Source organism: Paenibacillus macerans, assembly GCF_050565405.1.
Lineage (GTDB): Bacteria > Bacillota > Bacilli > Paenibacillales > Paenibacillaceae > Fontibacillus > Fontibacillus macerans_B.
In genome coordinates this window covers 20260-31833 of the sequence record NZ_JBNYYG010000030.1, presented here as the reverse complement: position 1 = coordinate 31833, position 11574 = coordinate 20260, and the positions used below count along the sequence as shown (strand labels likewise).

The following is an 11574-nucleotide window of genomic DNA, read 5'->3' as shown; positions in this document are numbered from 1 at the left end:
TCAGCTTATTCGCGAAGAGGTTTGGCCTATGCTATTCGGATACGGACCCGGTTTTGGCGCCTTCGTTGCCGGAGGCGATTTTGATCCTGCCGAGGAACAGGGATACTTTCCGGAGATATTCCTTGGGATGCTCGCGGAAAATCAATTCGTGATGCGCCCCCTCCACGATCCAGACGCCGGAGTCGGGATGGGTTTGATTCGCCGCCAGCTTCTCGGCGATCGGATAGGGCGCTTTTTCATCCTCGGTGCCGTGAATGAACAAGATCGGGTAAGGATAATCCTCCGACTTGACCTGGGTGTAAGGAATTTGCCGCAGGCTGGTCCCGTTCAGAACGGGCAACAGCATGCCGATGATCTCCAGCGACGGATGCCGCGGCAGGTCGATATGCTGGCGGATGTTATGGTACATCGTGTCGGGCTCCAGCAAGAACGTGCTATCCAGGATCATGCCGTCGATGTCTGGGCTGGTCAAGCCGGCCTGGAGCGCCGTGCCCGCGCCCATGGAAAAGCCCCAGACGATGATCTCCTGTCCGCCCCGCTGCTTCGCTAGCTGGATCGCGCCTAGCAGCTGCTGGGCTTCTTTTTTGCCGCCGGTGGCGACTTCCTTGCTGTTTTGGGCGGCAAAGCCGTAATCGAACATCAGGACATTGAAATTCAACTGATGGGCGAAACTGGCCAAATCATACATCGGAATCCAGGATTCTTCGCGATTGGCCCCATACCCATGGCTGAAAACGATGGTTTTGACGGAATCCTCCGCGGGAATATACCACCCTTGCATCATTCGGCTCCCGTCCGCCGCAGGAAAAGCAATGTTCTCGTACTCCAAGTTCTTGGACAGCTTCGGATTGGAATAAAGCGGCGCAACCGTCGGGTTGGACAATACCCAGGCGATATAGCCATGCAGAGAAACAAAGCAGAACAACAGGAAAAACAGCACGGACAACAGGAATGCGACGATAATATGTTTAATGCTGATGCGCCGGGCCGCGGCCGCGGGAACATCGCCGGTTGCATAGGCCGAAGAAGGCAAGGGAAGGTCATTCCGCCCGGTATGGCTCATGTGCTTCCCTCCCTGGTTGGGTAAATGTGTGAATGCGCTTAATCAATTATATGACTGCGCTGGCGGCAGTTTACGGAAAAGATCACACTTTAATGATCAAAAATGACCGAAAAGTTGTCGAAATAACGCGTTTTCCCTGAATTTATCGTAAGTCGATACTAACGTAAAGTCAATGGAAAACGGGGGAAAGTCCGGGCAACGAGCTTAGGGGCGGCCGACCTTTGGCGGTCTATCGACGCTGACGCCGGGCGTGCGGCAAAGGTTCTTTCATTGACGGAAATCGGCTTCTTACATATAATTTATGTAACCGAGTTTCATATAGTGAAACATGAGGAGAGGATCGGATGGAAGACCGGAAACTGACGGTTCGCGCAGTCGAGCGTGCTTTAGATATATTGGTGTGTTTCACGAAAGCCAGCGACATGGGGTTAACGGAGATCGCCGCCGAAATCGGCCTGCATAAAAGCACGGTGCATCGTCTGCTGACTACGTTGGAGGATAGGGGATTCGTCGTCCGCGATCCCGCTACGGAAAAATACCGGCTCGGCCTGAAAATTTGGGAGCTGTCGGCGCATTTGTCCCACAGCGACGATCCGGCCGTGTTGCTGCTGCCGTTGATGGAGCGGCTGCGGGACCGGCTTGGCGAGACGGTCAGCCTGTATTTGCGCGACGGCAACGAGCGCCTGCGGATTCAGGCGGTGCAGAGCAACCAGGCGATCCGGCGGGTCGCGCCGATCGGGGCGCGGCTGCCGCTGTACGTGGGCGCGTCCAGCAAGGTGCTCGTCGCCTACTCGGGCGACGAGGTGCTCCGGGCGGTGCTGGACAGCCCGGACTGGCCGCCGTCGGTCGACAAGGCGGCCTATGTGGCGCAGTTGGAGGAGATCCGCGAGCACGGATATGCCACCAGCTACGAGGAGCGGGAGCCGGGGGCATCCGCCGTCTCCGCGCCGATCTTCGACCGGACGGGCAACATCGCCGCCGCCCTGTCCGTGTCGGGGCCGGTCAGCCGTCTGACGCTGCAGCGGCTGGAGGAGTACGGGCCGATCCTGACGGAGGCGGCCCGGGAGATGGGCACGATGATGCAGGCGTAGCCAAGCGGCTGCCGCGCATCACCGGCCGCTGCAAAAACGCCTGCGTTGGGGAAAGCCTCGCGCGGGCGTTTTTTGGCGTATAGTAGCCGTAGCGGCGATAGGCAATATGGCCGATATTGCGCGTAAGCCGAGGAAATAAGACCATTTTTTGCCCTTATTTTGCCTGTGGAGGGCCAAAACGCGAGAATAAGGCCCTTTTATGGCCTTATTGGTACGGCAGCGGGCGAACGAAGGCCGGTCTTGGGCATAAGCCTAGGAAATAAGTCCATTGTGGACTCATATCCGTCCAATTGCGTTTGAGCGCTTACCCCCCGGTCCATCCTCCTTCCCGCGTTGCCGCAAACGTACGGTCACCTGACGCTGGCACGCCGCCCCGCCGCCCCACTCCACCGATCGCCATTGCAACCAACAACACGCTAACCGCCACCTCACCAATCACCAATGCAACCAACGACCCGTTAACCGCCACCTCACCGATCGCCAACCTTCACCCGCCGCCCTTCTAATCCGCTAATCCGCCAGCTGCCGGGCTTTACCTGAACCCAAAAACCTGCCCCAGCGGGGCAGGCATCGGTTTTTAAGCGTCGCGGTAACGGGGGGCAATTAAGGTGCTGAGCTAAAGGCTCCTCTCCCGTTGCGTCCTCCTTACTTCAAGCTATGAATCCATGCCGCCATATCGTCAATGATCTCCTTGGACACGTTGGACGGCTGGGTGTATTCGGTGCCGATCGAGAGGCCGTCCGTTACTGCCAGCAGGTGGTTGACTTGCGGATACGACTTGAACGTTACGTCCTTGCGGTCCTTCAGCGCCGTTTTCCAGCCTGTGAACTGCTTCATCGGCACCTGCCAGTCGTTTTCGCCCTGAAGAATCAGCATCGGTCCGGTTTGCTGCTTGGCGAGCTCGGCCGGCACGTAGTTCTTTTGCTCAAACCACCAGTAGGCGGGTTGTGACGGGAATTGTTCGGGCATATGGTCGACCGTATATTGCGGATCATTCACCATTGCGGTGATCGCCGTATATACTGCGGCCTGCTGCTCGTATGGCGCCGTATCCAGGCCGAGCTGCTTCACCCGGCTCAGCAGTACGGCCTGCTGCTCGGCGAGCAAGTCGGCGAATTTGCCGCTTGGCCCGGACAGCAGGATCGACCCGGCGATCCTGCCGCCGGCATCGGCCGCCGTGATCAGCGGCATGGCATATCCACCTTGGCTGTGGCCGGCCACAAAGATGCGGGAGGCCTCGATGTCCGGCATTCCTTTGAGCAGGTCCACCGCTTTCAGCGCGTCATCCACCGTTTCCTTTTTCAAAGTAAACTTCGGATCGGCAGCGACTTTGAACGTATGCTCGTAAGTTACCTTGTCGTACCGCAACACGGCGATGCCTTGCGCAGCCAATCCGACCGCAAGATCGCGGAGCGGCTTGGAGCCTCCGATCGACTCGTCGCGGTCGTTCGTGCCGGAGCCGTGCACCAGCACCACCGCCGGGAACGGGCCATCGCCGGCAGGCAGCGTCAACGTGCCCGGCAGGGCCATCGAGCCTTCGCCGACGGTCACTTCCCGCTCCGTGTAAGCCTTAGCGTCGTCGTACGCCGGCTTCCGATATGCGGAACCGGATGCGGCGGCGATGTACAAATCGTCGATTTCTCCGGCCGGATTCAGCCTTAGCGTCAGGTTGACCGGGATACCGGACGTCTGGAAGGCATACGTCACGTTCCGGTGAACCGCATTGGCGGTTTCGCTTCGGGCCGGCTCTCCCACGGCTTTACCGAACACCGCTTCATAGTTGGCCCACAACTGGTTCAACATAGCCGCCGGGAAGGCGTAGGCCGAGGAAGGGCTGACATATTCCGCCGCTTGGGCGCCGTTGCCGGCCAGCAGCTCCTTCAGGAACAGGTCGGCGGAATCCTCTGCGCTCGCGCCGGCTTCACCGAACGCTTCGGCAAGAAACCCGGCGTCCACGAGCGCGCGGCCATCGACGACGCGGACAGGCTGGCTTAGAACAACGCGATTCCCGTCCAGCACAGCCTTCGCCGAGCCGATCGTCAGCACCAGGACATGGCCGCCTTTGCTGACGGTAACCGTGCCGGCGTCGGGCTCCCAGTGAACGCCTGCGCCCAGAGCGGCGGCGGCTTCGCGTACCGGTGCGAGGGACGTAGCGCTTTGCTCCGCCGCAAACGCGGAGGCCTCCGGCAGGGCCAGGCTGAGCGCCAGGGAAACGGCGGCAGCGCTTTTCATCAGTTGGGGATGTTTGGTCATGAAAACTCCTCCTTGAGTATCGATTGGATTAATGGCATGAACGGAATTTTTAAATTAAAAGCTTAACGCTAATCAACCTGCGGCGAGCACGCCGGACAAGACGATGACGGCCACGATCCCGAACAGGATCAACCAGGTAAGCGGATTGGCCAAATTCAGCGTCCAGCCGATGCCGGCCCTTTTTTCCAAGAAGATGGTCGGGTCCTGCGGGTTGAAGTAAACAGCGCCCAGTTTCCAGTGGCGGTCATCCTGAACCGACGCCGTCCCGGAGGGTTGGGCGGAGTCACGGCGACCGATCCGGCTGCCGCCTTGCCCCGTCATGAACGAGAGTACGATGGCAAACAGTACGATAAACACGGGAACGATCAAGCTGACCAGCATCACGATATCCGTATCCAGCGGACGGACCATGTTCGCTTGCATGAACGAGAACATCAGCACCAGCGCCAGCGACGACAGCAAGGTGAAGACGGACCATCTTCGGCGGAACGCGGCGTTTTGGCGGATCGACCGCTCCGGGTCGCCGGCTTGGAGCTGCTGCTTGCTGTTGCGGATGGACCAGTTCACGAACCAGAATAACAAGCACATGATCGCCTGCATCATGTTCGGGAACAGCACGACGCGGTACGATTTGGCGGCGCTGCTGAGCACCTGGCCTTCGAAATCGAACTTCATCGCGACCGGATCGGGGATGGAGCGGTAATTCGCGAGCACCAGCACCACGCTGACGGCGATGATGGCGGCGTGAATCAGAAACCATTTTCCCGAAAGCGCCAGCTTCTGCCGGCGAAACCCGGTGTCCACCGCGAGAACGGCCTTTTGGGCCGGAGCGGAAGGGAGGGAAGGGCGAAGTTTTTTCATCCGGAAATAGAAGCTCAGATTGATCGCCATGGAAAGGACGACGGTAATGCCGATGTAGGCGCCGAAAATCGCCCCCTGCGCGTTGCCGTCCTTGTTCATCAGACTGAACACGCAAATCAGCAGCAGCGCGGCATAAATGACGCCGCTGACCGCGGCGAATTGCCGGCGCAACCGGCGCAGCGTTTCGCTATGGTATTGCTCTTCGCTAACGGATACCCCGAAGCTGACGATTTCCCGGGTTAAGTAGGGCATGAAAGCCAGGGAGGCCAGGAGGGGCAGAAACATGAGCAGCAGCAATAAGGTGGATAGAAGTTGCATCTTATTCACTCCTTTGGCGCAATTTCGTGATGGATTCGTTCTACGAGACGGAGCAGTTCGTCCTTGCTCATCCCGCGGCAGATCGCTTCCGCTATGATCGGGCGAAGCTCGCGCTGCTGCTTCTCCCGGAACTCGGGCGTAACCTGCGGCATCGCGACGGGGTCGACGACCACGCCTTTTTGACGGTGAACCTGGATATATCCTTCCTGCTTCAGAAGCGTGTAGGCCTTGTTCACCGTATGCAGGTTGATGCCGATATCGGACGCAAGGCTGCGTACCGAAGGCAGGGGCTCACCCAATTGAAGCCGGCCGCTGGCGATTCCCTCGATGATTTGGTTGACCAGCTGCGTGTAGATGGGAACCTCCGACTGCAAATCCAGTTGAATGATCACCGTAAGGCATCTCCTTTTTTGTTCTAACTGTTATACAAATAATATAACAGATAGATTTAACGGTGTGAAGTCTTTGATTCTGCAAAAACCGCCGGTTCGGTGTCGTCCAAAACGGAGGCACATTCAAGCAACGCTTTTCCATTGACGGATACGGGCATTCGTGATTACATAATCCTGAATAAGGATAGCGGGAGGCGGTAATATGGTTACCGGGAGACAAGGGACAAAATGCATGAGAAGGATAGCGCCTGCCCGTCCATAAACTGCGCGTTTCCTTCTCCAACAATGGGGGAAGTCGCGATATGCCAAACTATACCGTCGGCAAAATGACGGATTATTCGAAAGAAATCATGATGCGGCTGCGCAGGTTGGAGCAGCTCTGCAAGGAGGTTGACGGATCCGGTCTCAGAGTAGGCCTGGACAGCGTGAAGCCGGTTAACGGGGACCGTGCGTACCTGGCGTATTCCGGCCGGCGCCTCGCCGGTTTTCTGAGCTGGTACACTATGGATGGGGCCGAGGCGAACATCCATGCTATGGTGCATCCGGAGGATCGCCGACAGGGCGTATTTCGTCGTTTGCTCGCGAGCGCTGCGGCGGAAATGGGCGAGCAAGGGATCGGGTCCTGCCGGTTTAAGGTTCCGGCGAACTCCAAGCCCGGTCTGAGCTGCATCGCCCATTTGGGCGCCGCTTTCAACAATGCGGAATATTCCATGGAGCTGGTCGCATTTCAAGACGCCCAAGCCGGACGATCCGGCGGTTTATCTCTCCGCAAGGAGGAACTGACCGATTTCGGCTTTATGGTTCGCTGCGTGTCGCAGGCGTTTGGCGATACGGAGGCGTGGACGATCGATTATTTCCGCCACACCATGGAGCCTGAACGCCAAACGTACATCGCCTTGGACGGACAGGAACGGGTCGGCATGATCCGGGTCAACCGCATCCGGCGTGATACCGCCGTGATCCATGATTTTTGCGTACTACCGTTGTACCAGGGAAAAGGATACGGCCGGGAGATTCTCGCGCAAATGGTCCGGCTTCTGCTGGCCGAAGAGCAGCCGCTCATTCGGCTCGGCGTAGTCAGCCATAACCGGCACGCGCTGGAGCTGTACCGGAAGCTCGGATTCGAGATCGTGTCGGAATCGAACTATTACGTTTGCCGGCTCCATGACTGGATTCATTAATACGAAAAAACGAGTTCCCCTTTATTACCGGGGGAACTCGTTTTGTTTTTAAGCCTGCCGCTTACATGCCGGCAATCATTTGCCGCAGCACGGTTTGCAGGATGCCGCCGTTGTAGTAGTAATCCACGTCGACCATGCTGTCGAGGCGGGCGACCGCCGGGAATTGGAACGTGGTGCCGTCTTCGCGGGTGACGGTCACGATCATTTCCTCGCCCGGCTTCACGTCGTTGCTGAGGCCGGCGATGTCGAACGTTTCGGTGCCGTCGATCCCAAGCGTCTTCCAGCTCGTTCCCTCCCGGAACTGCAGCGGCAGTACGCCCATGCCGACGAGGTTGCTGCGGTGGATCCGTTCGAAGCTCTCGGCGATGACCGCTTTGACGCCCAGCAGGTACGTGCCTTTGGCCGCCCAGTCGCGGGAGCTGCCGGTGCCGTATTCTTTGCCGGCGATGACGACGAGATTTTGCCCGTTCGCTTGATATTTCATCGATGCATCGTAAATCGACATCACTTCATCCGACGGCAGGTATTTCGTGACTCCGCCTTCCGTGCCGGGAGCCACCTGGTTGCGGATGCGGATGTTGGCGAACGTGCCGCGCATCATGACCTCATGGTTGCCGCGGCGGGAACCGTACGAGTTGAAATCCTTGCGCTCGACGCCATGTTCGTTCAAATAGCTGCCGGCCGGGCTGTTCGGCGAGATGTTGCCCGCCGGGGAAATGTGGTCGGTCGTGACCGAATCGCCGAGCAGGGCCAGCACGCGGGCGCTGCGAATGTCGGCGATATCGGCCAGGCCTTCGCCGATTTTTTCGAAGAACGGCGGGTTCTGGATGTACGTCGATTTTTCGTCCCACTCGTACAATTCGCCTTGCGGCACCGGAATCGAGTTCCAGCGCTCGTTTTGCGTAAAGACGTGCTCGTATTTGCTGCGGAACATTTCCGGGCTGAGGGATTGGCCGATCGCTTCCTTGATTTCCGCGGAAGAAGGCCAAATGTCCTTCAGGTATACCGGCTGGTTGTCGCGGTCGTAACCGATCGGGTCGTTCTGCAGATCGATGTTGACCGTGCCGGCCAACGCATAGGCGACGACGAGCGGCGGGGAAGCCAAGTAGTTGGCTTTCACTTGCGCATGCACGCGGCCCTCGAAGTTCCGGTTGCCGGAAAGCACGGCGGCGACGGTTAAGTCATTATCGGCGATCGCGGCGCTGACTTCGTCAGGCAACGGTCCGGAGTTGCCGATGCAAGTGGCGCAGCCGTAACCGGCAACGTGGAAGCCCAGCGCTTCGAGCGGCTCGATCAAGCCGGCTTTTTGCAGATACTCCGTTACCACGAGGGAGCCCGGCGTCAAGCTGCTCTTCACGTAACCCGGCTTGGTCAAGCCGCGTTCCACGGCTTTCTTCGCCAGCAGGCCGGCGCCGACCATAACGCTTGGGTTCGACGTGTTCGTACAGCTCGTAATCGCGGCGATCACCACCGCGCCGGCTTTCAGTTCGCTGGTCGAGCCGTTCGGATGCATCACCGGCACGGATTGCTCGATTTTCTCCTCGCTGAGGCCGTATCCGCCCTTATCGACCGGCGTGCGGATGATGCTGTTAAAGCTTTCCTTCATCGCGGTCAATTCGATGCGGTCCTGCGGGCGTTTCGGTCCGGCCAAGCTTGGGACTACCGAACCGAGGTCGAGTTCGATCAGATCGGAGAAGATCGGATCCTCCGTCGCTTCCGTGCGGAACATGCCTTGCGCTTTGTAGTAGGCCTCGACGAGGTTGATTTGCTCCTCGGAACGGCCGGTGCTGCGCAGGTAAGCCAGCGTTTCCGCATCGACCGGGAAGTAGCCGATCGTCGCGCCGTATTCCGGCGCCATATTGGCTACCGTAGCGCGGTCGGCCAGGCTGATATTGGCCAGTCCCGGGCCGTAGAATTCGACGAATTTGCCGACGACGCCTTTTTTGCGCAGCATTTGGGTGACGGTCAAAGCCAAGTCGGTCGCCGTTGAGCCTTCGGCCAGGCTGCCGGTCAGTTTAAAGCCGATGACCTCCGGCGCGACAAAATACAGCGGTTGCCCCAGCATGCCGGCTTCCGCTTCGATGCCACCGACGCCCCAACCGACGACGCCAAGGCCGTTGATCATCGTCGTATGGGAATCCGTGCCGACGAGGGAATCCGGGAATACGACCGTTTCGCCGTTCACGGTTTTGGTCGCGGCCACGGACGCCAAATACTCCAGGTTGACCTGGTGAACGATCCCGGTAGCCGGAGGTACGGCGCGGAAGTTGTTGAACGCGGTTTGCGCCCAGCGCAGGAAGCGGTAACGCTCCTCGTTGCGTTCGAACTCCACATTCATGTTGTATTCGAGCGCATCCGGTGAGCCGAAGGCGTCTACCATGACGGAGTGGTCGATAACGAGATCGACGGGGACGAGCGGGTTAATCTGCTTCGGATCGCCGCCGGCTTTCTTCACGGTATCGCGCATGGCGGCCAGGTCGACGACGACCGGCACGCCGGTGAAATCCTGCAGCACGATGCGAGCGGGGATAAACGGAATTTCCTTGTTGTCATCGCGGCCCTCGCTCCAGCCGGCGATTTGCTTCACATGCTCCTGGGTGATAGCTCTGCCGTCGAATTGGCGCACGGCCGCTTCAAGCAATACTTTAATGGAAAACGGCAGTTTGGAAATGTTGCCGAGCCCCTGCTGTTCAAGGGACTGCAAGTCGAAGTAGCGGTAGCTCTTGCCGCCGACTTCGAGCGTACGGGCAGCGGAGAAAAAATCGTTCGCTGACATGAACAAACCTCCTTGTTTCATTAGATGAAACCAGATTTCAAAATTCACTTTTGACTTAAGTATACCTTTCCTGACGCGGTGAGTAAAGAACTTTTTCTCCTCCCGAAGGTCGGTTTGGGCTGACAGGATGCGGGTGAATGAGCTTTCAGGCACGGCGTTTTTCGCGCTTTTGCCCATAGACGAAAAGGCGTATCTTGGCATCCTGCTGCACCGGACGGGAAGGGGCCTGATTCGGTTGGTGAACATACTCCCTTCCGGACGTTCATATAATTGGAATTGATTGAAAAGGAGGCGTGAACCGTGGCGGATGAATGGAAAAAAACATTGTCGGTCTATGTGAACGAACAGAACCAGGACGAAGTGGATTACCGCACGCCCAGCGGAGGCACGGTCGTTACCGATGTGGATTATTTGCTGCGCCGGGGCGAGCGCAAACGGAAGCTGGAAGGATGGTACCGGGGCAGGGGGGCGGCGCCGCTGCGCTGCGAAACGCGGGCCAAGCTGGTGCGTGAAATCGAAAACCGGGCGGGGGAGATCGAGGTCGATCTGCAGCTGTCGCGGAAAATATATTATGAAAAAGGCGGGGCGCGCCATCAGGAGGAGCGGATCGAACGGCAGCGGTTGACGCTGCAACGGGACGGCTCGGGCTGGATCGTCTCCCGGGTGGAGCAGCCGGTACCGGAACGGCATCCGGCGATGGTGCTGCCCCGGCCCGAGGAAGCCGGCGGGACGGGCGGCAGACAAACCTCGCCCCGGCCGTATTTGAACCGCGAAGTGCTGGGGGGAAGCTCCGCCCGGAGCGTCGCTTACCGCCGCGAGGAAGCGGTGCTGTACGCCGATCGTTGGTGGGACAGCTTTAACCCGGAGTTCGCCGCGTTCGAGGTCGATTGCACCAACTATATCTCCCAATGCCTCTTTGCAGGCGGAGCCCCAATAAACTATACTGGAAAAAGAGAATCGGGCTGGTGGTACAAAGGTTACGTCGGCAAACAGGAAGCCTGGAGCTACAGCTGGTCGGTGGCCAATGCGCTGGAGCGCCATTTGTCGCGCAGCGACAGCGGTCTCCGGGCGGAGCTGCTTGAGCGTCCGGAGCAGCTGCAGCTCGGAGACGTAATCATTTACGACTGGGACGGGAACGGAGCGTACCAGCACAGCACCATCGTGACCGCGTTTGATGCCGGCGGCATGCCGCTGGTGAACGCCCATACGACGCCAAGCAAACACCGCTATTGGGACTACCGGGATTCCTACGCCTGGAGCGAAAATACGGTGTATCGTTTTTTTCATATCGCGGACCGGTTCTGAAATGGAGTGATCCAAAGACGGCTTTTTGAATTACCGTTTCAATGAAGGTTCAAAAAGTTAGGTTTGGAGCACCGAGAAGGTTGGATGAAGCTAGAAGCTGAGTAGCGGAGCGTAGCCGGAGGCTACGTGAGCAACGGAAGGCTCGGCTGAATTCAAGATTCGATGCCGTTTAAGCCTCATGATTCTGCATCGTGATCCAAAGACGGCTTTTTGAACTACCGTTTGAATGAAGGTTCAAAAAGTTAGATTGGGAGCACCGAGAAGGTTGGATGAAGCTAGAGGCTGAGTAGCGGAGCGTAGCCGGAGGCTACGTGAGCAACGGAAGGCTCGGCTG

Annotated in this window: 8 protein-coding genes; 3 read left to right on the top strand and 5 right to left on the bottom strand. The window is 58.4% G+C overall.

Features of this window, described 5'->3' with window-relative positions; all coding sequences use genetic code 11:
* Positions 1 to 31 precede the first annotated feature (31 nt).
* Positions 32 to 1063, bottom strand: a complete 1032-nt coding sequence (locus ACQ4N8_RS17420; RefSeq protein WP_430705624.1) for an alpha/beta hydrolase — start codon at positions 1061 to 1063, stop codon at positions 32 to 34.
* 344 nt (positions 1064 to 1407) lie between these two features.
* On the opposite strand from ACQ4N8_RS17420, the gene ACQ4N8_RS17415 reads away from it, so the two are divergent.
* A complete protein-coding gene (locus tag ACQ4N8_RS17415; protein WP_430705623.1) occupies positions 1408 to 2154 on the top strand; it encodes an IclR family transcriptional regulator in 747 nt (248 codons plus the stop codon).
* Positions 2155 to 2799: 645 nt separating this feature from the next.
* Here the strand turns inward: ACQ4N8_RS17415 and ACQ4N8_RS17410 are convergent.
* From ACQ4N8_RS17410 to ACQ4N8_RS17400, 3 genes are all read right to left on the bottom strand, one after another.
* A complete protein-coding gene (locus ACQ4N8_RS17410; RefSeq protein WP_430705622.1) occupies positions 2800 to 4407 on the bottom strand; it encodes an alpha/beta hydrolase family protein in 1608 nt (535 codons plus the stop codon).
* 72 nt (positions 4408 to 4479) lie between these two features.
* A complete protein-coding gene (locus ACQ4N8_RS17405) occupies positions 4480 to 5586 on the bottom strand; it encodes a DUF1648 domain-containing protein (protein ID WP_430705621.1) in 1107 nt (368 codons plus the stop codon).
* A 5-nt stretch (positions 5587 to 5591) separates the two neighbouring features.
* A complete protein-coding gene (locus tag ACQ4N8_RS17400) occupies positions 5592 to 5978 on the bottom strand; it encodes a GntR family transcriptional regulator (protein WP_430705620.1) in 387 nt (128 codons plus the stop codon).
* A 302-nt stretch (positions 5979 to 6280) separates the two neighbouring features.
* Here ACQ4N8_RS17400 and ACQ4N8_RS17395 point away from each other — a divergent pair, with 302 nt between their 5' ends.
* On the top strand, positions 6281 to 7159 hold the full coding sequence (locus ACQ4N8_RS17395; protein ID WP_430705619.1) for a GNAT family N-acetyltransferase: 879 nt from the start codon (positions 6281 to 6283) through the stop codon (positions 7157 to 7159).
* A 61-nt stretch (positions 7160 to 7220) separates the two neighbouring features.
* On the opposite strand, the gene acnA is transcribed toward ACQ4N8_RS17395, so the two are convergent.
* Entirely contained in the window at positions 7221 to 9935 is a 2715-nt protein-coding gene (gene acnA, locus ACQ4N8_RS17390; protein WP_430705618.1) for an aconitate hydratase AcnA, read from the bottom strand.
* 300 nt (positions 9936 to 10235) lie between these two features.
* On the opposite strand from acnA, the gene ACQ4N8_RS17385 reads away from it, so the two are divergent.
* Positions 10236 to 11240, top strand: coding sequence for an amidase domain-containing protein (locus tag ACQ4N8_RS17385; RefSeq protein ID WP_430705617.1), 1005 nt, complete (start codon positions 10236 to 10238; stop codon positions 11238 to 11240).
* Positions 11241 to 11574: the final 334 nt, after the last annotated feature.

What these genes read in the sequence shown, in the direction of transcription:
- ACQ4N8_RS17405 (WP_430705621.1), bottom strand. Translation starts at nt 5,586, where the DNA reads ATGCAACTTCTATCCACCTTATTGCTGCTGCTCATGTTTCTGCCCCTC.
- ACQ4N8_RS17415 (WP_430705623.1), top strand. Translation starts at nt 1,408, where the DNA reads ATGGAAGACCGGAAACTGACGGTTCGCGCAGTCGAGCGTGCTTTAGAT.
- acnA (WP_430705618.1), bottom strand. Translation starts at nt 9,935, where the DNA reads ATGTCAGCGAACGATTTTTTCTCCGCTGCCCGTACGCTCGAAGTCGGC.
- ACQ4N8_RS17420 (WP_430705624.1), bottom strand. Translation starts at nt 1,063, where the DNA reads ATGAGCCATACCGGGCGGAATGACCTTCCCTTGCCTTCTTCGGCCTAT.
- ACQ4N8_RS17395 (WP_430705619.1), top strand. Translation starts at nt 6,281, where the DNA reads ATGCCAAACTATACCGTCGGCAAAATGACGGATTATTCGAAAGAAATC.
- ACQ4N8_RS17410 (WP_430705622.1), bottom strand. Translation starts at nt 4,407, where the DNA reads ATGACCAAACATCCCCAACTGATGAAAAGCGCTGCCGCCGTTTCCCTG.